The following is a 24,535-nucleotide window of genomic DNA, read 5'->3' as shown; positions in this document are numbered from 1 at the left end:
CCACACGCACCCCAGCTCTGACATCTTTGTCACCCTGACTTTCCTCCTACCTCTTTCAAGGGCATTAATGAACGCTCAGGAGCTGCCGCTCCAGTCGGCTGGTCCACATCGGCGCCTCGCTGAGTTCCTTCTGGGCGCGGGTGCTGGCCTCCAGCAGGGCGCGCTGCGCGGCCAGGCGGCCCTCAAGGTGCAAGGTGGCCACCACCAGATACTCCACCAGCGCCTCGTCGCAGGGCGCAATGTCCAGCAGGCGGCGGCTCAGGCCTGCACATTTGCTGTATTCCCCTTTCTGACTCCACTGCTGCATCAGCTGTAGCCCTGCCCGGATGACCGACCATTCCAAAGCCTCACGCTCCTCGTCGGCCCACGCCGCTGTGGCTTCCGGCAGGAAAGGCCCCGTGTAAGCAAAGATGGCACCGACCACTTCATCTTCACTTAATGTCCTGAGCCGGTGCTGAAGCTGGGCGGCGTCCATGCTGAATTCCGGTCCCCGGCACGTCACCGCGTACAGACCGCTGGCACGGTTCAGGTCAATGGACAGCCAGGGCACATGCTGCGTCAGTTCATGCCGCAACTGATGAAAATAGTTGGCGGCGCGGCGCGGGTCGTCATCGGGCCACAGGGTCGCCAGCACCTGGTCGCGGGTGGCTGGGCCACGCAGCAGCAGGTAAGCCAGCACTTCGGGGGTGCGCCGCAGACCCACTCGCACTTCCTGGCCGTCCAGCAGCAGGGCGCCTCGGCCCAGGGTCTGCAGGGTCAGGCGCAGAGGCTCTCTGGGGTGCGCCAGGCGCCGGTCCCGCAGCAGGGTCTGGGCGGCCGGGTCACTGGGGTGAGCCAGCAAAAAGTCCGTGACCTGCGGCAACAGACGCAGTTCGGGCAGCAGGGGCGCGCCGCTGCCCAGTGCCGCGCGGGTGTCGAGGACTCGTGTCAGGGCCTGCCTCGCCTGCGGCGGGTCGGCCAGGTGGGCCGCGCACAGATGCAGGTCACACCACGCCGTTTCGCGCCGCAGCCCCAGCGCCTCAAACCGTTCACGCGCGCCCAGGAGGGTGACGGCGCCCTCTGGCTGCCCCTGGGCCACCTGCCACGCGCCGCGCCGCAGGCCCACCAGTGCACTCTGCCAGGCATTGCTGCTCAGGGCGTCGGCACGCAGCAGGGCCGTGTGCGCCTCGGCCCACTGGCCCTGAAGGGTCAGCACCGATGCCTGGCCCAGCGCCGCCAGCGCTTCGGTACTGCTTTCACCCCTGGCGCGGGCGCGGTTAAAGGCCTGTGCAAAGGCCCCTAAGGCCGCTTCCCAGTGCCCCTGGGCACGGGCCAGCAACCCCTGAAGGTAGGCGTGGTACGCCGCCGACACCGGTTCGCTCTGGAGCAGCGCCGCCGCTTCGGCCAGGTCTTGCCCAGCCGCTTCAAACCGTGCGGCGTACAGCGCCACCTGCGCGCGGGTGTGCAGCGCGTGAACCCGTTTGCCCCCCTGGGCCGTGCCCAGGGCCAGGTTGAGGTAGTGCAGCGCCGCAGCCTCACGCCCCAGCAGCGCCGACACGTAGCCCAGCAGCTGCGCGGTGGACTGGCGCAAGGTCTCTCCGTCGGGGCCGGCGGTCAGCAGGTCGCTCCAGGCGGCTTCCAGTTCGGCCAGAGCCAGGAGGGGACGGCCATCCATCAGGTGCAGTGAGGCGTGTTCCCGGTGGGCGTAGCTCCGGTCCACGGGACTCAAGCGGTCCAGCGGGAGGCTCAGCAGCAGTTGCCGGGCCGCCTCGGGTTCGCCCAGATAGCGCAGCACCAGCGCCAATTCCAGGCTAGCGGCCTCGCAGCCCCTGGCACGGGCGCGCAGCAGCAGGTCGCGCGCAGGCCACAGCTGGCCCAGCGCAAACAGGCAGTAGCCGCCCCAGCGGTCATCGGTGGCGGTGGGCTCTGGCAGCGCCGCGTGCACCTTCAGGCCGTCCTGATACTGACCAGCCAGCACCGCCTGAAAAATTGGATGGGGCATGGCGCCAGGATACCGGGGCCTCAGGTCGGTCCTGAGGGAGATACAGCAAGACATAACCCCACTCTCAGCAACAGCCAGAACAGCCTCAGCAGCGGCTCAGCGCCGCCTTTCTAGGCTCCCGGCACGCTCAAGGAGGGCGCGCCCATGCCTCGATTCCGTCACCTGCTGCTCCTGCTGACCCTGCTGTTGTTCGCCGCCCCCGCTGCTGCCGAGGGCGGCACGGTCGGCGGTGGCGGCTGGTCGCCCACCGCTGCCGCCCAGCCGCCCAGCCGCTAACTGGACCTGGCGTTTTCTTGAGGCCGGGCCACCCTGGCACCCCGGCCTCAAGAAAACGCCGCTGCAGGCCAAACCCTCTCCAGTGAACCTGGGCCGCCGATCCATGAGCGGTATTTAAGAAAATTAAAGTCTATCCCTGGCGAGTTCCACAGACACGCAAAGTTCATTAAAAGAAGAAATCAAAGAATCGCGTCCTGAAAAGCTTTTTTCAGGAATTCTCTATTTCCAGATGCTTGTACGCCTCGATTGATGACCTTCATCTTCCGGTTGCCAAGAAGCCTGTGTGAGGACCTGGACCATAAATGAGTAAAGCCCACACGCCCTCCCTTCCACCCTTCCTTTTCTCCCCAGAGGTGTTCATTCGTGTCCATGTCCCGCTTGTCTGTCCGTCTTCTTTGCACCGTGGTTGGTCTGAGCCTCCTGTCCTCGGCCCTGGCCGTGGGCACACCCGTCAACACCTCAATCAGCAACACCGCCACCCTGAACTACCGCGACGCGCTGAATGCGCCCCGCACCCAGACCTCCAACCCTGTGACCGTCACGGTGCGGCAGGTGTATGCCCTGAGCCTGACGCCAGACGCCGCCGAAAACGCCATCCCGCTGTCCCGGCAGTTTTCGGCCCAGGCCGGCGCTTCGCGGCTGATTGGCTACGAACTGGTCAACGCCGGAAACGGCCCGGACACCTTGACCCTGGGGGTCACGCAGTCGGCCACCGACGGCTTTGACGTGACCACCCGCCTGCTGCCCGACGCCAACTGCGACGGCACAGTGGACAGCGCCGTTCCTCTGGGAGCCGCGCAGACTCTGGCGGCCGACGAGCGGCTGTGCGTGTACGTGGAGGCGACGGTGCCCGCCGGCGCCCCGACCGGCGCCGCCGCGCGCCTGACCCTTACGGCCGCTTCTCAGGGCAACCCCGCCGTGACCGACACTGAGAACTATGCCCAGGTCACGGTGAGCGCCGCCGGACAGCTGGACATCACCAAGACCGTTTCTCCCACGGGCAGCGCCCTGCCCGGTGCGCCCCTGACCTATACGGTGAGCGGGAGCGTGCCGGCGGGCAACCCGGTCGGCGCGGTCAGCGGCGTGCTCACCGTGGACGGCGTGCCCCGCAGCGGCGTGCTGGTGCGTGACGTGCTGACCACCCTGGAATTCGGCGCCGTCACCGCCGCCAGCGCCAGCAGCGGCGCGGCCACCGCGCTGTACTCCACCGATGGCGGCGCCACCTGGACCGCTGCGGTGCCGGCCAGCGGCGTGAATGCTGTAGCGCTGCTGGTCGAGGGGACTGGGGCCTTTTTGCCCGCTGGCAGCACCCTGACCCTGAGCTTTACCGCCAGCATCCCGGCGGGCACCCTGGCCGGCACGGTGGTGCGCAACAGCGCGGCCGCCACCCTGGACGGCAACGGCGACGGTGACGGCACCGACCCCGGCGAAACGCCCGTGACCCCCGACACCACCACCACCGTGGGCACGGTGGTGGGCGCGGCGGTGGGGCCAGCCGCCTTTCCGCAGGGCGGCGCCAGCGGGAGCTATACCCTGCGCGGCACTGCGATTGACCGCAGCGGGGACACCCAGACCACCACGACGCCGGTGACCGCCGGGGGCAACGTGACCTTCCGGCAAACCGTACTGAATACCGGCAACGCCAGTAATGACTTCACCCTGGCCGTGGCGGGCGCCCCGAGCGGCTGGACCTGCACCGTGCAGAGCATCAGCAGCAGTGACACGCTGGGCACCCTGACCAATCCCGTGACCCTGAGCGCTGGCCAGAGCCTGGACTTCGCGGTGGACTGCGCCCTGCCTTACGGCGCGGCAGGCACGACGAATGTGGTTCTGACCGTGTCGGCCACCCCCGCTGGTGGCAGTGCCGACACCACCACCAGCACGGTCGCGCAGGTCAGTGCGGCGGGTGCGCCCCTGCTGGGCAACGGCGACCTGAACCCGGCCACGGCACCCAGTCAGGCAGGCGTGACGGTGGCCACGAATCCCGGCACAACCGCCAGTTTCCCACTGGAACTCCAGAACAACGGCCCCGTGGCCGAAACCTACACCCTGAGCAGCACCCTGACCGGCACGCAGCTTTACGCCGACACGAACTGTGACGGCACTCCGGACGGCGCGGCCATTACCCTGACGCCCAGCGTGGCCCCCGGCGCGACCCTGTGCCTGGTGGCGCAGCAGCCTGTGGCGGCGGGCACGGCGGCAGGTGAAACCCCCGTGACCTTTACCGCCACCTCCACCGTCACACCCAGCCGCACCACCAGCGTGACCGACACCCTGCGTGTCAACGCGGTCGTCAGCGGCACCTTTGGACCAGACGGCGCGCAGAGTACCATTCCGGGCGGCAGCGTGACCTACAGCCACACCCTGACCAACACCAGCAACGGCGCCGCCGACTTCACCGTGCTGCCTTTCACCTCGGCCCAGGGGTTCGTGTACAGCTACGCGACCAGCAGCGGCGGACCCTTCGCCTCTACGCTCAGCGGCACGCTGGCCCCCGGTGCGAGCACGCCCCTCTTCGTGCGGGTCAACGTGCCCGCAAGCACCGCCGGGACCCCGGCCGAGGCAGCTGCCATCAGCGTGACCCTGGAGGCGCAGGCCGCGCCGCAGCCGGCGGCTACCCTGCAAGTCACTGACACCACCACGGTGCAGAATGTGCTGGCCAGCGTGGTCAAGAGCGTGCGCCTGTGCGCCGACGTGAGCTGCACGGTCACCAGCGCTATTACGGGCGGCCAGGTCAGCCCCGGTGACGTCCTGCAGTACACGCTGACGGTTCAGAACAGCGGCAGCAGCCCCCTAAACGGCGCCGTGCTGATTGACACCGTGCCGGCCAACACCACCTTCCGCGCGCTGGGCGGCAACAACGCCGCGCTGCTGTACAGCGTGGACGGCGGCGGCAGCTGGACGGCCACGCCTCCGGGCGCCCTGCCCACCGGCGATTTTCAGGCCGGCCTGGACACCAACGGTGACAATGTCGTGGACACCGCCGACATCCTGGCCCCCGGCACGAGCTTTGAAGTCACCTTCACCGTGCAGGTCAACTGAGGCCGGTGGCCCTGTGCTAAGCCTGCTCAACCGCCGTCTGAGCGCCGCTTTGGGTTCTGTTGTGACACTCTCCGCTTCTTTGGGCTCCTGCTCTCTAGGGGGTCTGGGCAGGGTGGGGACAACTGGGAGGTGGGCCCACCCTGCCTTCTCGTTGGCCGTCAGCCTATGCTTTCTGGCCCTCACCGCTGCCGGGGCGCAGGCCCAGACCACGCCTGCCCCGGCCCAGGTCACGAACACCGCGCAGTTGCGCGCAGGGCCACTCAGTATTCCGTCCAACACAGTGGACCTGACCCTGCGGGCGCCCTGCGTGCCGCAGGTTACGGTGCTGGGCGGCACAGAGGGTACGCCGCTCTCCGCGCCCGGCCTGCTGACTTTGCCCTACCGCGTTGCTCAGCTGGGGGACGCGGAAGCCCGAGTCGCACTTGAAGCCCACGTGCAGGGCGCGGCCCCGGAGGACGTGCAGGTGCGCGTGCAAGACAGCGCCGCCCCCAACGCCCAGCCGGTGGACGCCCTGAGCCTGGCGCCGGGTCAGTCGCGCGACGTGGTGGTGGCGGTCCTGATTTCCCGGCCTCTGCGCGCCGAGCTGACGGTGGCCCTGACCGCCACCTGCGGGAGTGGCCGCGCCGTTTCGGCCAGCCGGCAGGTGCTGGTCACGCCCGCAGCGGCCCTGCTGCTGACGCACACGGCCCGCCCCACCGGGCTGGCGGTCGGGGACAGGGCGACCGGCACCCTGAGCCTGCCCAACCCGACCGCTGGACCGCTGACCCCCAGCTTTACCGTGACGCTGCCTGTTGGCCTGGACTATGTGCCGGGCAGTGCACGCCAGGGGGACACGCCTGTCGAGGCCACCGTCTCGGCGGATGGCCGCCGCCTGACCCTGCCCGCCCGGCCGGCTGCTGCGAGCGAAACCACGACCCTGACTTATGCCGTGCGCGCCACCCCGGCGGCCCTGGCCACCCCCCGCCTGACCCTGCTGGCCCAGGCCACCGCCACCATTGACGGCGCCGCGCAGGAAAGCGGCGTGGTGCCTGCCCAGGTGGCCATTCTGGCTGGCCCCTTTGACCGTCAGGCCACCCTGGTCGGCACGGTTTACACCGACGTGAACGGCAACGGCCGCCGCGAGGACGGCGAGCCCGCAGTGGTGGGCGCGCGGGTGCTGCTGAGTAACGGACTCCAGACCTTGACCGACCGCCAGGGCGAGTACACTTTCCGGCAGCTGACGCCGGGCCCCTGGCAAGTGCGCGTGGAGCAGCCGGGCGGCGAGACTGCGCGCCGCTTAGTAGATGTGCAGAGCCTGTCACGCGCCGACTTTGCGCTGACGCCCACCAGCACGGCAGGCATTACCGCCGCCCAACCAGCCGCGCCGGACGAGGCCACGGGCCTGATTCGGCAGCCACTGAACGGACAGGTATTGTCCGGCCGTGACCGGGTCAACATCGCCGTGCAGTTCCCAGTCGGCGAGCCCCTGACCCTGCGCGTGAACGGCCAGCCAGTGCCCGAGACCCTGGTGGGTGAAGCGGGCGAGGCCGGCGGCCAGCAGCGCCTGGTGTACGTGGGCGTGCCGCTGCGCCCCGGTACGAACGTGCTGGAAGCCCAGAGTGGCGACCGCACCGAGCGGGTACAGGTGCAGGTGGCCGGCGCCGCCCAGCGCCTGACCCTGAACCTGGTCCCTGGCACCCAGGCCGATGGACAGTCGCCTGTGCAGGTAGACCTGCGCGCCGTGGACGCGGCGGGCCAGCCCAGCGGCAGCGGCACCGTCACCCTGAGCAGCAGCCTGGAATTTCTGGACCTCGACGCCGACCCGCGCACCAGCGGCTATCAGGTCGCGCTGCGCGGCGGCCAGGCCCTGGTGCGGCTGGCCCCCCTGACGGCGGCCACTGAAATCCGCTTAGACGCCCTGTACGGCGACCTGCGCGGTCAGGCTGCCCTGTATGTTCCGGCGGCGCAGCGCCAGGTGACCGCCTTCCAGGTGAGTGCCGGCCTGGCCTACAGCGCAGGCACGGGCCTAAGACCTACGTTCCAGGCGCGCGGGTACGCCGAGCAGCCGCTGCTGGGCGGCGAGATCCAGGCTGTGCTGGACACAGCTGGTTTGCCGGCTCCAAACGACCCAGCAGCGACGCCGCGCCGCTTTTCCGTCACCGGGTCGGGCACCGAGGCGAGCGCAGCCCTGAGCAGCGATCTGGGCTTTGCCCTCCGCTACGAACGCGCTGACCTGAGCCTGGGGTATTACCACGCGCCTCTGACGCTGGACCCGCTGGCTGGCCTGCCCCGCACCAGCGCCCTGCGCGGCGAATACCGCAGCGGCGCCTGGCGGGTGCGCGCCTTTGCGGCCCGCATGCCCCTGAACCAGACCCGCGAGACCTTTGTGCCCGACGGAGGGCGGCAGTACCGCCTGAGCGGCGCGGCGCAGCCTGGCAGCGAAGTGGTGCGCGTGGAACGTGGCGGTCAGGACGTCACGCTGCGCCCCGGCCTTGACTACGTGCTGGACCCCGAAACGGGCACCCTCACCCTGGCCCAGGGCCTGAATGGGTACGGCCCGGAGTTCGCCCTCCAGACGTTGGTGGTGACATATCAGCCAGCCGGCGCAGCTGCCGCTCAGGCCCTGGCCTACGGCGTGGGTGTCGGGTATGCCCAGGGCCCGTGGCAACTGGACGCGGCGGCGGCAGTGCAGGCCGGCACCCCCATCTTTGGTGTGCGCGCGGCTTACCGCAGTGACGCCCTGACACTGAGCGCCGCCTATGCCCGCGACCTCCTGTACCCGCAGGGCCGCGCGACCCTGGACGGTCAGTACCGCGCGGGCCCGGTCAGCGCCAGCGTTTCCCTGAGCCACGATCCCAGTCGCCCCGAACCCCTGGCGGGCAGCGCCGAGGCCGCGTATCAGGCTGGGCCCTTCGGCGTGCGCCTGGCCCACCGGCTGCTGGGCGGCGCGGGGCGCACCACCCTGAGCGCCGAGCGGGCCGTCACGCCCACCCTGGCCCTGGGCGCTGGGTTGGAAGTCACCTGGCCCACCGAGGCGGCCCCGCACCCTGGCCTGAGCGGCGTGGTGCTGGCCCGCTACGCCCGCTCGGGCATCAGTGCGGAGGTCAGCCACGCCTCTCCTCTGCTGAGCACCGGCAGCCCTCAGACCCGCCTGAATGTCAGCGCGGCGCTGGGACCAGCCACGACCCTGCGGGCCCGCGTGGTGCAGGACTGGGCGGCAGGTGGCGCCCCCAGCGGCGAACTGGGCATCGAGCAGACCCTAGGCCCCACCAATCTGGACGTGACCTATCAGCTGCCCACCGCCGCTGGTCAGGCCTCCCGCGCGCGGCTGGGCCTGCACACCCCCATCGTGCTGAGTGACCGCCTGAGCGCCGACCTCAGCGGCTCGGTCACGCGCGACCTGGGCAGTGGCGCCATGACTGTTGGGGGCACCTTCGGCGTGCGGTACGTGACCGACACGCTGGTGGCCACCGCCTCGCTGGACGGCACCTCGGCGCAGGGGGGCCGCGTGACACTGCGCGGCGGCGTGACCGGGAGCCTGGGCGACCACACCCTGGGCGCCGACGCGCGGGTGCAGCTGCGCCCCGACCTGCGCGCCGAATTTACTGTCAGCCACGCCTGGCGGACCTCTCGCCTGGCCCTGATGCAGTACCACCGCCTCAGCCAGCCGATCAACGGCAACGCGGCGCCGGTCTTGGAAGGCGAGGCGGCGGCTTATCTAACCCTGCCCGAGTTCCGCTCTCTGGAACTGAGCCCCAGCCTGGCCTACCGGGTGCCGCTGGGCGGGACCCCCACGGTGCAGGGCGGCCTGAGCCTGGGCCTGCCGCTGACCAGTCACCTGGGTCTGGGCGCCAGTGCCTACCTGATCGGGCAGCCGAGCGCCGGGGTCTCGGGCGCGTACGGGGCCGACGTACGCTACCTGTTGCGTGACGGTCTGCGCGTGGTCGCCGGCTATACCTGGGGCGCGGGCGCCGCTCAGGGCCTGACCCCCGGCGCCCGGCCCGGCGCGTTCATCCGTTTTGACCTGTTCGGAGGCCAGTAATGCGAGCCCGTCTTCTTTCCTTCATCACCCTCTTGGTGCTGCTCGTGACGATAGGCCGCGCGCAGGCTGGGCCGTGCGCAGGCGGCGCCTGCGTGGTGGCAGGGCCCCGCCTGCTGAGCGTGGATTCGGGACGCAGTGCGGTGCTTAGTCCCCTGCTGCAAGGGCTGCTGGGCGGCGGGTCCGTGACCCTGACGGCCGCCGACTGGACGGCGGTGGCCCAGACCGACGTTCGCCTAAGCGCCTTTTTAAATCTGCTGCAGGCCCAGGTGGGCGCGGGGACCGTGCAGGACGCCCTGAACGCCGACATCAGCGTGGCGACCCTGCTGGAAGTGGCCGCGCAAGCCGCCGAGACGGACGGGGCTACGGCGGCGGCCAGTGCCCTGCGCGCGCTGGCCCTGGGGGTGCCGGGCCTGACCGGGACTCTGCGACTGGGCGAACTGCTGCAACTGGATTTTCCGCCGGGCGCCTTCGTGGACTCGCGGCTGAATCTGCTTAGCCTCGTGCTGGGCGGCACGCAGCTGTTCAACACCCGCAACGCGGTCACGACAGGCAGCACCCCCATCACCCTCAGCGGCGTCAGTGTCAACCTCAGCGGGCTGGGGCTGGGTGTGGGCACCGTAACGCCTACCATTCAAGCCTTCGTTCAAGTCATTGAGCCGCCGGTCTACCGCTGCGGACCGCAGGGCGCGACCTTTCACGCCGCCAGCATCCGCGTGAAGCTGGACGTGAATTTCAACGGCCTGACCGTGAATCTCCTCAATCCCTCGGGGGTGGACACCGGCCTGGACCTGACCCTGACCAACCTGAACCTGTATCTGGAAGTCGCGCGGGCTAGTGGCGCGATTGGCCTGGTGGACGCGGTCTCGGATGCCGTGACCCTGAACGTGACGCCGGGGGTGGCCCGCCTGGCGCTGGGCACCATTCCGGACAGCACCTTTTTTAACCGCAGCGTGCCCAATCCGTTTACCAGCCTGACCCCAGCGCGGGTGGCGACCACGCAGGTGTCGGTGGCGGGGCTGGGCTTGCTGAATCTCGACGTGAATGCGCGCGGCCTGGCCGACGGCACCCCAGGGGCGCAAGCCGTGACCTTCAGCGGTCCCTACCCGCAGACCCGCACCGTGCAAAGCGGCTTTGTGGGCGTCACCAGCTTGGTCACGAGTCTGGTGGACACCCTGAGCGTGGGCGTGAGGGTCAGTGCGGGACAAACCGTGCCGCCCGCCCTGCAGGGCACGGTGGACGCCACCATCGGCAACCTGCTGGCGCCCGCGACGAGCACCCTCAAACTGGTGCTGCGCCCAACGCTGCTGGCGGTGCTGACCGCGCTGGGTGACCGCGTGCTGGACCTGCTGGGCACCGGCATTGGGCAGGCCGTGGTCACCGTGACCGGCGTGAACACCGTGTGCACCCTGACGGGCCGGGTGTACAGCGACCTGCAACCCGACGGCGTGGCGGACGCCGGCGAGAGCTGGCCTGGACCCACCGTGCGCGTGAACGCCGTTCTGGGCGGCGCCGTGGTGGCCAGCGCCCCGGTGCCGGCTGGCCCCGGCACCTATACCCTGGCCGTGCCCGAGGGCAGTGTGGTGGCGCTGGTCACCACCTCTGCTGCAGGCATCACCCCAGCAGCCCCGGCGGGCTTCGTGTTCGTGAACCCGCTGGGCGGTCAGGCTCCCCTGACAGTGGCGGCCACGGCGACCAGTCTCCCCGACCTCGACTTTGGCCTGTTTGCCGGGGATCGTCTGAGCGGCACCCTCTTCCGGGACGATGGCCGGGGCGGCGCTCTCCCCCATGACGCCTTAGCGCAGGGCAGTGAGGCTGGGCTGGCTGGCCTGACGGTCAGCGTGACGGGCAGCGGCGGCACCCGCAGCACTGTCACTGCGGCCGGCGGCGCCTTCACTCTGTATGTGCCAGGCAGCTGGACGGACCTGAGCTTGACCCCACCTGCGCCCCAGCCTGGCCTGGACGCCGTCACCGGCGTGCGGGTGGACGGCGCCGTCACGCTGGCCACCGATCCCCAGGGCACCGGCCTGCGCCCCGCACCGCTACCAGACCCGGTGGGGCAAGTGCGAACGGTGAGCCTGGGCCTGACTGGCCGCCCGACCCTGACTCCGAACGGCGCCGGGCGAACCGAGGCGCCTGCAACCCTGACCTATGCTCACACCTTTCGCCCCGGCACGGTGGGCACCCTGACCTTCAACCTGGGGGCGGGCGGCACGGCGCTGGCCGCTGACCGTAACTGCGACGGCACCCTGGACGCGGCGGAGCGGGCCGCCGGGACCTCGGCCCTGGTGGTCGGCGACAGCTGGCCGCGCGACCCGGACGGCCGCCTGAGCGCCTGCGCGCTGGAGGTAACGGTGGCTGTGTCCGCAGGCACCGCGCCGGGCACGGTCCTGACCACCCCGCTCGGCCTGAGCCTGACCTGGCAGGACCGCCCTGTCACCGACGCGGCGGGCGCCACCGACACCACCACGGTTCTTCCAGGGGCCACTGTGGGCAAAACGGTGGAAAATCTGACCCGCGGCACGCCCGCTGGCCTGAGCACCGATGCCCAGCCCGGCGACCGCCTGCGCTACTGCCTGACCGTGACCAACGGCAGCCCCGACCCCCTCAGCACCTTGACCCTCAGTGACACCCTGGCAGGCGCAGCCCTGTATGCACCGGGCAGCCTGACCCTGGGCGGAACCGCATTGACGGACGCTGCCGACGCCGACGCGGGTGAGGTGGCTGGCCGCACCGTGACCTACCGCATTGCCGGCCTGGCACCGCAGGCCAGCGTGGCCGCGTGCCTGGACGTGACCGTACCGTAAGGAGAAGAAGGGAAGCGGGCGGTCCATCATCAGGCCGCCCGCTTCCCTTAACTTCCTCTACCCCAGCGTCACTCGTTCTCCGCCAATCCAAACCCCAGCCACATCGCCAGCGGTGCCGGTCGCAAAAGCCGCCGCCAGAGCACGTTCGGGGCTGGGGGCGTGGCGCAGGGCTGCGTCCAGCGGCGTGCCGGGCGGGGGGGCCAGGTGCACCGCGTCAAATGCCTTGCCCGGCTCAAAAGAGCCTACCTGCCCCTCCAGCCCCAGGGCCTGCGCCCCGGCCAGCGTGGCGAGGTACAGCAGATGGGCGGGCGACAGCGCCACGCCCGCCTCGCCCATCAGGTTTTGCATGAAGTGGGCCTGGAGGCCTTCTTTGAGCAGCGAAAAGCCGGTGCCGCCGCCTACATCGCTGCCCAGCGAGACCCGGACGCCCGCCGTCAGATGGCGTTGCAACGGAAAAAAGCCGCTGCCCAGCGCCGAATTGCTACAGGGGCAGTGCGCTGCCGTGCAGCCGCTGGCCGCCATGACGCCCAGTTCCCGGTCCGAAGGGTGGACGTTGTGGGCCAGCACCGCCCGGTCACTGACCAGCCCGGCGCGCTCGTAGGTGTCGAGGTAGTCGCGCGCCTCTGGAAACAGACTCCGCACCACCTCCACCTCACGCACATTTTCATTGATGTGGCTGGTGAACCGCACCTCCGGAAACTCGGTCATCAGGGCGGCGCAGGCGGCCAGGATGCCCTCTGAGGCCGACAGGGAAAAGCGGGGCGTAACGGCATACAGCGCGCGGCCCACTCCATGCCAGCGCTCAATCAGGGCCTTGCCCTCGGCGTAAGCGCGCTCGGGGGTGGTGTGCAGTTCGTCGCGCAGCAGCCGGTCGCTGACGACCTGGCCCGCCACGGCCCGCAGGCCCACACGGGCGGCTTCCTCGAAAAAGATGTGGACAGCGGACGCGAAGTGCGAGCCAAACACCAGCGCTGTGGTCGTGCCGGCGCCCACCAGGCCGCGCAGAAAGTCCTGGGCCACGCTGCGCGCGTAGACGTCGTCGGCCAGGCGGGCCTCCTCAGGCAGGGCCTCGTGGTCCAGCCAGGCCAGCAGCGGCAGCCCCAGGCCGCCGATCACGCGCACCTGCGGGTAGTGGACGTGGGTGTCCACGAAGCCGGGCAGCAGCAGCCCACCGCGCAGGTCGGTCACTGGCACGTCGGGCTGGGCCGCGCGCACGGCCGCAAAATCGCCCGCCTCCTGAATCACACCGCCGCTGTCCACCAGCAGCCCGCCGTCCTCCTGGGCGTGCAGGGCGTCGGGGACAGCAAAAGGGCTGGTAGGCGTGTGCAGGAAGGTGGCGCGGTACAGAACAGAGGTGGTCATAACATCCTTTCAAGAGTCGGAGCCGAAAAGAGCAGGGGCGTCAGAGCGGCCGCCACGCTCAGGGCGATGACGGCGGGGTGTTTGCGGTGAGGGCCGGTTCTCAGGGCGGGGTCGCCAATCGGGGTGGTGACCTGGGCGAGGGCTTCTGGAGGGTGCCCCAGTTCGGTCAGCTGCGCCTGAAAGCGCGCCCATTTGGCCGCCGAGCCGATCAGGCCCACCGACCCCCAGGCCGGGCGGCGCAGCGCCGCGTCCAGCAGGGCGGCGTCCTCGGCGTGGTCATGGGTGAGGATCAGCAGGTGGGCGCCCGGCGGCAGCGTCTCCAGGACGGTTTCGGGAATGGGAGCGTGGTGAAAGTGAAGGGCCGCGCAGGCGTCAGTCAGCGGTGTCAGGCGTTCGGGGGCCAGCTGCGCGGCGCGGGAGTCAATCAGGTGCAGCGCGACGGGCAAGCGGGCCAGCACGCGGGCGAGTTCCAGTCCCACATGGCCCAGGCCAAACACCGCCACCGCAGGCCGCGCCGTTCTGAAGGGTTCAAGGAGCAGGGTCACCTCGCCGCCGCAGCACTGCCGGCCGTGTTCGTTGGGGGCGCGGTCGGTCAGGCGCAGGGTCAGCAGTTCGGGGACCGCTGCGCCCACCGTCAACAGGGCCCGCGCCCGCGCGACGGCGGTGGCTTCCAGATTGCCGCCTCCCACGGTGTCCCAGGTCTGGGCTGCGCCCACCAGCATCTTGGCCCCGGCCTCGCGCGGCGTGTGGCCCCGCGCGGCGGCCACCGTCACCAGCACGCCGGCTTCGCCGCGCTCGTGCAGCGCGTTCAGGGCTTCTCGCCAGTTCATGGGAGAAGCCCCTGGGGCGCGGCCGACGTGCTCACCCCCGCGCCGTCCACTCCAGGGGGACCAGCTGCAGGGGCACCAGCGGGGCCTCGGCGTCCCACTCCAGCAGGGTCAGTTCGTCAGGGTCCAGCTCATCGGTGCTCAGCAGCGCTTCCCCACCGGCGGGCAGATCGGTGTGCAGCAGGGCCAGGTCGGCGGGGGTGAGGGCGGTTGGGTGGGTCATGGTTGAGCTTCCTCCAGGGTGGTCTGGCGGGCGCGGTTCAGCGCCCAGTACACGGCTTCGGGGGTGGCGGGGCTGGCGAGCAGGGTGGGGTGCTGCGGGGAACCGAACGCGGCGCAGGCCCCCCGCAGCGCTTCCCGCACTGAAATGGCCAGCATCAGCGGCGGCTCGCCCACTGCCTTCGAGCCGTACACCACGCCGGCCTCGGTGGCGCGCTCCAGCAGGGTCACATGGAACACTTCGGGCAATTCACTGAAGCTGGGCAGCTTGTAGGTACTGGCCGAATTGGTCAGCAGGCGGCCCCGGCCAGGGCCCTGTGACTCGTCCCAGCGCAGGTCTTCCAGGGTCAGCCAACCCACACCTTGCAGGTAGCCGCCCTCAACCTGCCCCAGATCAATCAGGGGCGAGAGGCTGTCGCCCACGTCATGCAGCAGGTCGGCGCGGCGCACCCGGTAGGCGCCGGTAAAGCCGTCCACCTCGACCTCCGAGACCGACGCGCCGTAAGAGAAGTATTTGAACGGCTCGCCCTGCATGGCGGCGCGGTCCCAGTGCAGGCCCGGCGTGCGGTAAAACCCGGCGGCCCACAGCGGGGTGCGGCGGTGGTAGGCGTCGTGCACCAGCTGCGCAAAGGTCAGGCCCCGCTCTGGGTGGCCCAGCGGAAACACCTGCCCCGCCTCAAAGCGCACGTCGTCCGGGTGAACGCCCAGCGTCCCCGCCGCCACCTCGACCAGCCGCGCGCGAATCTGGTCGCAGGCGTCCTTGACGGCCCCGCCGTTCAGGTCCGCCCCGGAACTGGCGGCGGTGGCGCTGGTGTTAGGCACCTTGTCGGTGCGGGTGGGGGCCAGCCGCACGCTGGACAGCGGCACCCCCAGCGCCGTGGCCGCCACCTGCAGCATTTTGGTGTGCAGGCCCTGACCCATCTCGGTGCCGCCGTGGTTCACCAGCACGCTGCCGTCCTTGTAGACGTGGACCAGCGCCCCCGCCTGGTTGTAGGCGGTGAAGTTGAACGAAATGCCAAACTTAACCGGCGTGACGGCCAGACCGCGCTTGGTGTGCGGGTGGGCGGCATTGAAGGCGGCGACCTCAGCGCGGCGGGCGTGGAAGTCGCTCCTGTGCAGCAGCTGCGCCCACAGGTCCGGCAGGCGCTCGGCGTGGCGCACCGGCTGGCCGTAAGGGGTGCTCTCGCCCGGCTGGTAAAAGTTGCGCGCCCGCAGCTCTTGCGGGTCTAGGCCCAGCAGCGGCGCCACCCGGCCCAGCAGGTCTTCCGTGACCAACATGCCCTGGGGACCACCAAAGCCCCGGAAAGCCGTCTGGGACGTTTTGTTCGTCTGGGCAATTCGCCCGTGCGCCTCCACATGCGGGATGGAGTAAGCGTTGTCCAGGTGGCACAGCGCCCTCGCCATCACGGGTTCCGAGAGGTCGAGGCTCCAGCCGCCGTCACTGGTCAGGGTAACTTGCAGGGCGGTAAAACGCCCATCCGCGTCAAACCCGGCAGTCCAGCGCGCGTGGAAGGGGTGACGCTTGCCCGTCAGCGTGAGGTCCTGGGTGCGGTTCAGGCGCAGGCGAACGGGGCGGCCCGTCAGCGTGGCCCCCAGCGCCGCAATGGCCGCGTACCCGTGGGGCTGCATTTCCTTGCCGCCAAAGCCGCCGCCCATGCGCAGGCACTGCACGGTCACCGCGTGCGCGGGCAGCCCCAGGACATGTGCGGTGATGTCCTGCGTTTCACTGGGATGCTGGGTGCTGGCCTGAATGAAGACCTGCCCTGACTCGTCAATGTGCGCCAGCGCCGCATTCGTTTCGAGGTAGAAGTGTTCCTGCCCGCCCATCTCGAACTCGCCCTCAAAGACGTGCGCGGCCTGGGCAAAACCCACTGTCACGTCGCCCCGGCGTAGGGTGGACTGGGCGCCCTGAAAGGCTTCAGCGGCGATGGCCTCGGCCAGCGTGATGATCGCCGGCAGCGGTTCGTAGGTCACAGCCACGGCGGCGGCGCCCAGGCGAGCGGCTTCCTCGGACTCGGCCAGCACCCAGCACACGGCGTGGCCGTGGTACATGACGGTGTCTGGAAACAGCGGTTCGTCCCCCTTGACCCCTGCGTCGTTCACACCCGGTACGTCAGCGGCCGTCAGAACGCGCACCACGCCGGGCACCGCCAGGGCCGGCGCCGGGTCCAGGCTCAGCACGCGGGCGTGCGCGTGCGGCGCCTGCACCGGCCAGGCGTGCAGCAGATTTTGCCAGCGGACTCCCAGGTCATCGGTGTACAGCGCGTGGCCGGTCACGTGCCCCGCCGCGCTTTCGTGGGGCATGGGGGTGCCGACTGGGCCAGATGGGAACTGCTCAGCGGTCATGGGCGGCCTCCTGACTTTCAAAGAAGAACTTCAGGAGGCTCTGCTCCAGCATCGCCGCGCGGTAAGCAGCGCTGGCGCGGTGGTCGCTGAGCGGCGTGCCCGCACTGCCCAAGATTCGGGCAGCCCGGCGCACTGTCTCCTCCGTCCAGGGCTGGCCTTCCAGGGCCGCTTCCGTTTCATAGGCCCGCAGCGGGGTGGCCGCCACGCCGCCCAGGCCGATGCGGGCACGCGTGACTCTGCCGGCCTCGACCTTCAGGGCGTAGCCCACCGCCACACTGGAAATATCGTCAAAGCGGCGCTTGGCCACCTTGTGAAAGGCGACCAGCGGCGACAGGGGCAGCGGAATCCGCACCGCCGTAATCAGTTCGCCGGGCTGACGCCGGGTCTGGCGGTAGCCGGTGAAAAAGTCGGCCAGCGGCATCTCCCGCTCGCCTTCCGGCCCGACGAGCTGCACACTCGCCTCCAGCGCCAGCAGCGCGGGCGGGCTGTCCCCAATAGGCGAGGCGGTGCCCAGGTTGCCGCCCAGCGTGGCCGAATTGCGAATCAGGCGCGAGGCAAACTGCGGAAACCACTGCGCCAGCAGGGGCACCCGGTCGCCCAGCCGACGCTCCAGGTCACTGAGGGTCAATCCCGCGCCCAGCAGGAGAGAGTCGGACCCAACCTCGAACACCCGCAACTCGGGCAGGGCGTCCACGGCCACCGTCACCGGAGGACGGGCGTGGCGCAGGTTGACCTCCACGCCCAGGTCGGTGCCGCCGGCCAGAATGGTGGCCCCAGGATGGGCCGCCAGCAGGGCCAGGGCGCCGGGCAGGTTGGCCGGGCGGAAGAACGCCCCCTCGGGCGCCTGCAAGGCAGTGGCCTGCGGCGCTGGCGCGGGCTGAAGGCGCCGCTGCCCCAGCGGATCGTCCTGGGCGGGCGGCCCCAGTGCATACGCCGCGTCGGCAATCGGGCGGTACCCCGTGCAGCGGCACAGATTCCCGCTCAGGGCGTGCAGATCGAAGCCGTTGGCGGCGCCGTGGTCGCCGGGGGTGCGGTCCGGCCGGTAATACTCGGCCGCCATGCTGCACACGAAGCCGGGCGTGCAGTACCCGCACTGTGAGCCGCCGTGCACCGCCAGTTCGTACTGGGCCGGGTGCAAGTTGCCGGGCGTCCCCAGGCCTTCGGCGGTGACGACCTCTCCGCCGTCCAGCGCGGGCAGCAGGACCAGGCAGGCATTCACACTCTCCCAGCGGGTGCCGTCCTGCTCTGCGCGTGACACCAGCACCGCACAGGCGCCGCATTCACCCTCGGCGCAGCCTTCTTTACAGCCCGTCAGGCCGCGCGACCGCAGAGCCGACAGCAGCGTGGTGTGCGGGCCAGCGGGCAACTGGGTCGCCGCGCCATTAATGGTCAGTCGGATGGTCATGTTCCTCCTTTCGCGCGTGAAAAACGCTGTCCCAGCACACCGGCCCGCAGGAGGAGCCGTGTGCATGGTTCACGCCGAGAAGAGGTTCGGGGCGGGCCGCCGGTTATCCATGCAGAACGACGGCCTGGTTGTTCTTTGGCCCAGGATAGGGGAAAGTCGCGCCGGGGACCAGGGGGCCGTCTGGGCAGGTCAAGGCGACCCTGCCCAATTACTCTGGCCCTGGCCCGACCTCCTCGCCGCCCTTGACGACCTTCTGGACATGCGCCCGTGCGCCCACTACCGTCAGCTTCTGGCCGCCGCCCACGTGGGCGTCAATCTGCGCTTCCTCATCAATGATGGCGTGCCGAACCTTGACCCCGGCGCGCACCGTTACGTCGCGCAGCAGCACGCTGTCCTCCACGACGGCGCCGGCCTCTACCGTGACGCCAGGGGCCAGCACCGAGCGCTTCACCGTCCCCCCAATCCGGCAGCCATACGACACCAGGCTGCCTGAGACCCGCGCGCCGTCGTCAATGCGGGCGGGCATCCGGGGAATACTGGAACTCAGAATGGGCCACTCGGGGTTATCCAGCGTCACCGACTGCCCTTGCAAAACGTCCTGATGGGCCTGCCAGTACGCTTCAGGTAGCCCTACATCCAGCCAGTACCCGCCCAGATCGGCCGCGTAAGCCTCGCCGCGCTCCACGAACGCGGGCAAGAGTTCGTGGCCAAAGTCGCCCAGATGGTCGCCAGCCTTCTCGTGCAGCTCTTCAAGCAGCGCCAATAGTTTGGGGCCGTCATACACGAAGATTTCGGTGGTCACGGTCTGACCGTTCGGCTGCTCCGGTTTGTAGGCAAAACCGGTCACGCGCCCAGCCCCGTCCACTGTGACCACACCGAAGCGCGAAGCGTCCTCGCCCTCGGGCAGCGAGGTGGTGACCAGCGTGACCCCGGCCCCCCGCTCCAGATGGCTCTGAATCACCGGGCGGTAATCCAGCGTGTAGACGTGATCCGCCGATAACACCAGCAGCACGTCGGGCGCGTACTGCCGAATCAGGCGGCGGTGCAGGTACAGGGCGTCGGCGTTGCCGTGGGCAAACCGGCCGTCCTCGCCGGCGTCACTGAAGGGCGGCAGCACCTGAAGGCCACCGTGGGTGCGGTCCAGGTCCCAGGGACGCCCGTTGCTCAGGTGATCGTTGAGGGTGTGCAGTTCGTATTCCTCGACCACCCACACGTCACTCAGCCCACTGTGAACACAGTTGCTCAGAGCAAAATCAATCAGGCGGTAGGTGCCGGCAAAGGTCAGGGCGGGCTTGGCCCGACCCTGCGTCAGCATGCCCAGGCGCTCGCCCTTGCCGCCGGCCAGAATGATGGCCAGCACCTTCTGGCCCTGGACGCGGGTGCCGCGTGCACTGGGACCACTACTCAGACTGCGGGAGGACGCCATATGGCGGTCAGTGTTGGTGGCTGGGCGCGGCGCAGGGTGTGCAGGATGTGAGAGGCCATTTATCTCGGGCTGTCTCTGGCCCCAGGCGGCCGCTTTAAACCGGGCGCCGCAGCCCCATGACCAGGACCTCGATCAGGCGGTGGGGGCGGTAGTTCGGGTCGGTTTCGGCGCCGATACAGAGGTTGCCAATGCCGCGCATCAGTTCGTAGGGTTCTAGTTCGGGCTGGACTTCCCCGGCCGCCTCGGCCGCTTGCAACAGGCTGGCGCAAACGGGCAACAAGCGGTCCAGAAAATACTGGTGCAGGGGCGCAAACCCTGGGTCGCTGGACTGAAGCACCGTCGCCAGGCCGTGCTTGGTCATCAGGAAATCGGCAAAGAGCAGCAGCCAGCGCTCCAGGGCGGCCAGCGGGCTGGGCTGGCTCGCCAGCAGGTCTGGCCCAGCCTGCACACACGCCTCGACCTGGTGCCGGTACACCGCGATTACCAGTTCGGCCCGCGTGGGAAAGTGGCGGTAGACCGTGCCAGTGCCCACGCCCGCCCGGGCGGCGATGTCCCGCACCGGCACGTTGACGCCCGAGGTCACGAACAACTCGGCGGCCGCGTCCAGCAGCGTCTGCTCGTTGCGCCGGGCGTCCACCCGTTTCAGCTCTGTCGTTTGGTCCTGGGTCACAGCGCGCTCCTAGCGTCTCAGGCTAGCTCACGCCGCCCCTGCTCTGGCCTGATCAGTCCTCGGCTCCACTCTGTTGACATACGGAACATTGTTCCATATCTTTCCGGAACGGCGTTCCGATTCTTCGATTCGCTCCCATTTGCTGGTCAGAGGCAGTCGTCTCTGGCCGTTCCCCGCCTTCTGTCTCCAAGGAGCTGTCTTATGTCACCAAGTCCCCTCCCCTTTCCCGAATCGCTGCTGGGCTCGCCTGCGCCGGTCGTCTCGGTCCGCCCTCTTATCTTGGACGCCCCAGGTCGCGGCGACGCCCTTCAGGTACGGGTCACCGCGCCGACCACGGGTGACGACCTCCCCGTCCTGCTCTTCGCTCACGGCTTCGGCAAATCCATGGACGCCTACGCGCCGCTGACCGAGTTCTGGGCGGCCCACGGCTTTGTGGTCATTCAGCCGACCTTTCTGGATTCCCGAACTCTGAATGTCACGCCGGATGACCCCCGTTCCCCGGAGATCTGGTGCATCCGGGCACATGATTTACGCGTGGTGCTCGACCAGTTGAGCCGAGTTGAAGCCGCTGTGCCGGGCCTGCGGGGACGACTGAACCAGAGCCGCACAGTGGCCGTGGGGCATTCCTGGGGCGGCCAATCGGTCAGCCTGCTGCTGGGCGCGCGGGTGCGTGGACCGGACGGCCAGCCGGGCGAGAGCCTGGCCGATCCGCGCGTTCAGGCGGGCATTCTACTGGCCACACCCGGCGAGGGCGGCGCCAGTCTGACCCCATTTGCCGCCCAGCACTTTCCCTTCATGAATCCCGACTTTGTCCAGCTGACCGTGCCCAACCTGGTGGTGGCCGGCGACCGCGACCAGTCGCTGCTCAGTACCCGCGGCCCGGACTGGTTTGCCGAACCCTACTTCCTGAGCCCCGGCAGCACCGACCTGCTTACCCTGTTTGGCGCCGAGCATTCTCTGGGCGGCATTTCCGGGTATGGCGTCACCGAAACCACCGACGAGCACCCCGAGCGGGTGGCCCTGCTTCAGCGCTTGACCTGGGCTTATCTGCGCAGCGCTCTGGACCCCGCCGACTCCAGCTGGGCCCAGGCGCGGGCCGCCCTGAACGCCACCCCCGACGGCCTGGGCCGCATCGAGAGCAAGCCGCCTGGCCACCCAAGAGGGTAAGGACGTCCAGGCGCCTCTGCCCCTTGCAGTCACCTAATTCGTTCGCTCCAGAGGGGCTAAGCCATATCCTCAACCCTCCAGATTTCCACTGCTGGACAGCATCTGCATTCACCCTCAGCGCCAGCGACAGTTAGGTGTCCAAGTAGCCGACGGCTCGCGAGACAGATTCACGCTCACGCTGACCTCTGGCGGCACCTCCACCACCCCAGAATCGCCCAGGGTGCGGGAGTAGCCAGGTTCGGCAATGACGTGTGCCTGCACGCGCAGGTCACCGTAAGCCCACCACTCGTCGGCACCTTGCCCAGCTTTCCGCACTGTTTCCCAGACCCGCGCGCCCGCCACCTGACGCTGGGCCGCTGGCAGGCCAAAGCAGCCGCTGCCCAAGCTGCGGGCCACGCGGCCCAGCTGACTGCCCAGAGCTGGTAACTCGCCTTGATACCCCTCCGAACGGGTACCGTAATACATAGAGGCCGAAGTCACCTGACCGTCTGGTCCCCCCAGCACCAGCGTCCAGTCGTCTTCTAGAGCCAGCCTCGCTTCCTGGTTCTCTTCGTCTATGCTCACCGAGATGACCTTGAGGCCGTCCAGCAAAGTGGGCGTGCGGCTGACCAGCACTGGATTTGCGAGGAGCAGGGCGAGCACCAGGGGCAGCATGACCCAGTGTAGCGGGGCTCTGGCAAGTTATTGGCTTCCAGACATCCCAAAGTTTGGCAGTGTGAATAACCTCTAGCGCGTCGTATTCCCACCGTGACAGAGAAAAAACTGTTAACGCTCGCCTTCCTCAGGGCTGCGCTTCTGCCCAAGTCCCAGTAGACCTCTGAACAGGGCCTGAGGTTAGTTTTTCTCCTGAGCGCAGAATGACACCCTTTCGGATACTGTCTTGAGGCCCCGCTCTCCCCTGTTTCCATGGACATGCCTTGGCCTGTGACAGCATTTCACAGAGCAAGCTGTGGGGAAGAGGTGCGCTGGGCCTGATCAGCTGTGCCGCAACGGACACAATTGACTACACGACCGACTGATTTCACGACATAGGGGTCGCTTTTTGGTTTTTCGATAAGCCAAGCTCTCCCTATGGACCAAACAGGTGGCGTGATCATGGTGACAGGTGGCAGCCGAGGGATTGGGGCAGCGACCTGTCTGTTGGCGGCGCAGGGAGGCTACGCCGTAGGGGTGAATTACCAGCGCGACAGCTCAGCGGCGGTAGCTGTTGTATCTCGAATTACAGCACGGGGCGGGCAGGCCATCGCGCTTCAAGGTGATGTCCGCGTCGAGTTGGAAGTCCAGCAGATGTTCGGCACCCTGCAGGCAGCTTTCGGTCCACTGACTGCGCTCGTCAATAATGCAGGCATTCTGGAAAGGCAGGCTCGCGTTGAGGAGATGGACATGGAGCGGGTGCGGCGTGTATTCGAGACCAACGTCATGGGCTCTTTCCTCTGTGCCCGTGAAGCCATTCAGCGCATGTCAACCCGGCACGGCGGGTTGGGCGGCTCAATCGTCAACGTCTCCAGCCGTGCAGCCGTACTGGGTTCGCCGGGTGAATATGTGGATTACGCCATGAGCAAGGGGGCAATCGACACCCTGACCGTCGGACTTGCAAAGGAGGTAGCAGCTGAAGGGATTCGCGTAAATGCCGTGCGGCCCGGCATTATTGAGACCGAGATCCATGCGTCGGGGGGCGACCCAGAACGCGCGTCCCGCCTCGGTCCTGGTGTGCCGCTGGGGCGAGCAGGCACGGCGGAGGAGATCGCACAGGCGATCTTGTGGCTACTGTCAGGCACCTCTTCCTACGTGACAGGGCTCTGCCTTGATGTCGCAGGTGGACGCTGAGTTGCGGTTGATGGAGTAGTGCATCTCGCCGGTCTTGAATACGTTCTGGCAACTCAGCTTGGGCAGGACCAAAGGAGCAGTGCGGCCGTGTGGTTGCTTCGTCTAAGAGGAGCGGGGATGGTCGTTCGGACGTGGTGGTAAGGTTTTGGCTGCGCGAAGAATGTCTGTGCTCGGTATGGCCATTTGAACCGATCTGACGGCGTTCCGTGGGACTGCTTGACCAAATTGTTGTAACGAGCAGTAGAGACCATCGGAAAGTGCTCCTCAAGGCGCAGTAAGGGGCCTTCTCGTTTCGCTGCACCATCGCTCCACGGCTGGTAGGTATGGATAGCCTCCGGCATGGCATGTTCGCCCAGTAGTCAGTGGAAGAACAACTGGGCAGACCCGGTTTCTCGGTGTTCCTGTGAAACACATCCAACATGGCGCTGTGTTCGTCGACGGCCCGCCAGAGCCAGCGTCTGGTCCTGCCTGCCAGCATCTGGGCACGTTAGACGCCACCGGGGTTCCCGACGACGGAAGCCCTGGGCTAACTGGTCATTCAAGGTGATTCACTAGGTGTGGATAAATTTGTGAATCACGCAGACCCGGCACTCCAGCAGCCGTTCTTTAACACCCCATAGACCCAGGGGAAAGCGGTGACGCAGCCACATAGCAGAGCTGATGGTCACATTCAATGCTCCTCACCACTGAGCACCGTGACCCCTACGCCAACCACCTGCCACAACCCACGCCTCAGTCCCGGTCTTCGCGGGCGTGGTCCAGGGCGTTGGCAATGGTAGTGGTGACGTGGCTGTCTAGCAAGCGGTAATACACCACCCGGCCCGCCCGGCGCGAGGCCACGACCCGCCCAGCACGCAGCAGCCGCAGCTGGTGGCTGACGGCACTCTCGCTGAGTCCCACCACGGCGGCCAGGTCGCACACGCACAGTTCGGCAGCGTGCAGGGCGCTCAGGATTTTCAGGCGGGTGGGGTCGGCCATCAGCTTCAGGAAGGCGCTCGCCCCTTCCACACAGCCCTCGTCGGGCAGGCTGGCGCGCGCCTGCGCCACCGCTTCGGGATGGATGCAGCTCACCTCGCAGCGATCCTCGGCAGGCGGTGCAGATGTCATCCCAAGAGTGTACCCTGATCCCACATTCAAATGAACATCTGAGCAGGTGCTCAGC

General features: G+C 68.5%; 16 protein-coding genes. 6 read left to right on the top strand and 10 right to left on the bottom strand.

The genetic code is table 11. From position 1 onward, the window contains the following. Nucleotides 1–64 precede the first annotated feature (64 nt). On the bottom strand, nucleotides 65–1,981 hold the full coding sequence (locus GO986_RS18520; protein ID WP_232337889.1) for an AfsR/SARP family transcriptional regulator: 1,917 nt from the start codon (nucleotides 1,979–1,981) through the stop codon (nucleotides 65–67). 144 nt (nucleotides 1,982–2,125) lie between these two features. On the opposite strand from GO986_RS18520, the gene GO986_RS23290 reads away from it, so the two are divergent. The 4 genes from GO986_RS23290 (at nucleotide 2,126) to GO986_RS18505 (ending at nucleotide 12,124) form a co-directional block, all read left to right on the top strand. Then, nucleotides 2,126–2,257: a hypothetical protein gene (locus GO986_RS23290; protein WP_255449421.1), complete on the top strand. Its 132-nt coding sequence runs from the start codon at nucleotides 2,126–2,128 to the stop codon at nucleotides 2,255–2,257. 369 nt (nucleotides 2,258–2,626) lie between these two features. Next, nucleotides 2,627–5,299, top strand: coding sequence for a DUF11 domain-containing protein (locus tag GO986_RS18515; RefSeq protein ID WP_157460808.1), 2,673 nt, complete (start codon nucleotides 2,627–2,629; stop codon nucleotides 5,297–5,299). A 151-nt stretch (nucleotides 5,300–5,450) separates the two neighbouring features. Then, nucleotides 5,451–9,320, top strand: a complete 3,870-nt coding sequence (locus GO986_RS18510; protein ID WP_198170811.1) for an SdrD B-like domain-containing protein — start codon at nucleotides 5,451–5,453, stop codon at nucleotides 9,318–9,320. Beyond that, a complete protein-coding gene (locus tag GO986_RS18505) occupies nucleotides 9,320–12,124 on the top strand; it encodes a Tad domain-containing protein (RefSeq protein ID WP_157460805.1) in 2,805 nt (934 codons plus the stop codon). The genes GO986_RS18510 and GO986_RS18505 overlap by 1 nt, the downstream gene beginning before the upstream one ends. A gap of 57 nt (nucleotides 12,125–12,181) precedes the next feature. On the opposite strand, the gene guaD is transcribed toward GO986_RS18505, so the two are convergent. The 7 genes from guaD to GO986_RS18470 form a co-directional block, all read right to left on the bottom strand. After that, the gene (gene guaD / locus GO986_RS18500; protein WP_157460803.1) at nucleotides 12,182–13,486 is read right to left on the bottom strand and encodes a guanine deaminase; all 1,305 of its coding nucleotides are present in this window, start codon (nucleotides 13,484–13,486) and stop codon (nucleotides 12,182–12,184) included. After that, entirely contained in the window at nucleotides 13,483–14,316 is an 834-nt protein-coding gene (gene xdhC / locus GO986_RS18495; RefSeq protein ID WP_157460801.1) for a xanthine dehydrogenase accessory protein XdhC, read from the bottom strand. Before xdhC ends, guaD begins: the two co-directional genes overlap by 4 nt. A gap of 31 nt (nucleotides 14,317–14,347) precedes the next feature. After that, nucleotides 14,348–14,536, bottom strand: coding sequence for a hypothetical protein (locus GO986_RS18490; protein WP_157460799.1), 189 nt, complete (start codon nucleotides 14,534–14,536; stop codon nucleotides 14,348–14,350). Next, nucleotides 14,533–16,878 carry a xanthine dehydrogenase molybdopterin binding subunit gene (xdhB, locus tag GO986_RS18485; RefSeq protein WP_157460797.1) on the bottom strand — a complete coding sequence of 782 codons (2,346 nt, stop codon included), beginning with the start codon at nucleotides 16,876–16,878 and terminating at the stop codon, nucleotides 14,533–14,535. Before xdhB ends, GO986_RS18490 begins: the two co-directional genes overlap by 4 nt. Beyond that, nucleotides 16,868–18,283 (bottom strand): xanthine dehydrogenase small subunit, encoded by a 1,416-nt coding sequence (locus tag GO986_RS18480; protein WP_157460796.1) that lies wholly within the window; start codon nucleotides 18,281–18,283, stop codon nucleotides 16,868–16,870. The genes xdhB and GO986_RS18480 overlap by 11 nt, the downstream gene beginning before the upstream one ends. Nucleotides 18,284–18,491: 208 nt before the next feature. Continuing rightward, nucleotides 18,492–19,709 (bottom strand): glucose-1-phosphate adenylyltransferase family protein, encoded by a 1,218-nt coding sequence (locus tag GO986_RS18475; RefSeq protein WP_157460794.1) that lies wholly within the window; start codon nucleotides 19,707–19,709, stop codon nucleotides 18,492–18,494. Between the two features lie 94 nt (nucleotides 19,710–19,803). Next, entirely contained in the window at nucleotides 19,804–20,379 is a 576-nt protein-coding gene (locus GO986_RS18470; protein ID WP_369409464.1) for a TetR/AcrR family transcriptional regulator, read from the bottom strand. Between the two features lie 201 nt (nucleotides 20,380–20,580). Between GO986_RS18470 and GO986_RS18465 the strand changes: the two genes are divergently transcribed. After that, entirely contained in the window at nucleotides 20,581–21,546 is a 966-nt protein-coding gene (locus GO986_RS18465; protein WP_157460792.1) for an alpha/beta hydrolase family protein, read from the top strand. A gap of 114 nt (nucleotides 21,547–21,660) precedes the next feature. Here the strand turns inward: GO986_RS18465 and GO986_RS18460 are convergent, their stop codons facing one another. After that, nucleotides 21,661–22,200 carry a hypothetical protein gene (locus GO986_RS18460; RefSeq protein WP_157460790.1) on the bottom strand — a complete coding sequence of 180 codons (540 nt, stop codon included), beginning with the start codon at nucleotides 22,198–22,200 and terminating at the stop codon, nucleotides 21,661–21,663. 417 nt (nucleotides 22,201–22,617) lie between these two features. On the opposite strand from GO986_RS18460, the gene GO986_RS18455 reads away from it, so the two are divergent. Further along, nucleotides 22,618–23,373, top strand: a complete 756-nt coding sequence (locus GO986_RS18455; protein ID WP_157460788.1) for an SDR family oxidoreductase — start codon at nucleotides 22,618–22,620, stop codon at nucleotides 23,371–23,373. Nucleotides 23,374–24,105: 732 nt separating this feature from the next. Here the strand turns inward: GO986_RS18455 and GO986_RS18450 are convergent. Next, nucleotides 24,106–24,480: an ArsR/SmtB family transcription factor gene (locus GO986_RS18450; RefSeq protein WP_157460786.1), complete on the bottom strand. Its 375-nt coding sequence runs from the start codon at nucleotides 24,478–24,480 to the stop codon at nucleotides 24,106–24,108. Nucleotides 24,481–24,535: the final 55 nt, after the last annotated feature.

Origin of the sequence: Deinococcus arboris, from assembly GCF_009755355.1 — a bacterium.
In the GTDB taxonomy this organism is placed as follows: Bacteria; Deinococcota; Deinococci; order Deinococcales; family Deinococcaceae; genus Deinococcus; species Deinococcus betulae.
The sequence above is the reverse complement of the archived record's forward strand: the minus strand, read 5'-3'. Positions and strand labels throughout refer to the sequence as shown.

Excerpts from the sequence above, each read along its gene's own strand:
- GO986_RS18475 (WP_157460794.1), bottom strand. The coding sequence starts at position 19,709 with ATGGCGTCCTCCCGCAGTCTGAGTAGTGGTCCCAGTGCACGCGGCACC.
- GO986_RS18520 (WP_232337889.1), bottom strand. The coding sequence starts at position 1,981 with ATGCCCCATCCAATTTTTCAGGCGGTGCTGGCTGGTCAGTATCAGGAC.
- xdhB (WP_157460797.1), bottom strand. The coding sequence starts at position 16,878 with ATGACCGCTGAGCAGTTCCCATCTGGCCCAGTCGGCACCCCCATGCCC.
- xdhC (WP_157460801.1), bottom strand. The coding sequence starts at position 14,316 with ATGAACTGGCGAGAAGCCCTGAACGCGCTGCACGAGCGCGGCGAAGCC.
- GO986_RS18465 (WP_157460792.1), top strand. The coding sequence starts at position 20,581 with ATGTCACCAAGTCCCCTCCCCTTTCCCGAATCGCTGCTGGGCTCGCCT.
- GO986_RS18480 (WP_157460796.1), bottom strand. The coding sequence starts at position 18,283 with ATGACCATCCGACTGACCATTAATGGCGCGGCGACCCAGTTGCCCGCT.
- GO986_RS23290 (WP_255449421.1), top strand. The coding sequence starts at position 2,126 with ATGCCTCGATTCCGTCACCTGCTGCTCCTGCTGACCCTGCTGTTGTTC.
- GO986_RS18490 (WP_157460799.1), bottom strand. The coding sequence starts at position 14,536 with ATGACCCACCCAACCGCCCTCACCCCCGCCGACCTGGCCCTGCTGCAC.
- guaD (WP_157460803.1), bottom strand. The coding sequence starts at position 13,486 with ATGACCACCTCTGTTCTGTACCGCGCCACCTTCCTGCACACGCCTACC.
- GO986_RS18505 (WP_157460805.1), top strand. The coding sequence starts at position 9,320 with ATGCGAGCCCGTCTTCTTTCCTTCATCACCCTCTTGGTGCTGCTCGTG.
- GO986_RS18515 (WP_157460808.1), top strand. The coding sequence starts at position 2,627 with ATGTCCCGCTTGTCTGTCCGTCTTCTTTGCACCGTGGTTGGTCTGAGC.
- GO986_RS18455 (WP_157460788.1), top strand. The coding sequence starts at position 22,618 with ATGGACCAAACAGGTGGCGTGATCATGGTGACAGGTGGCAGCCGAGGG.
- GO986_RS18450 (WP_157460786.1), bottom strand. The coding sequence starts at position 24,480 with ATGACATCTGCACCGCCTGCCGAGGATCGCTGCGAGGTGAGCTGCATC.
- GO986_RS18460 (WP_157460790.1), bottom strand. The coding sequence starts at position 22,200 with ATGCTGCCCCTGGTGCTCGCCCTGCTCCTCGCAAATCCAGTGCTGGTC.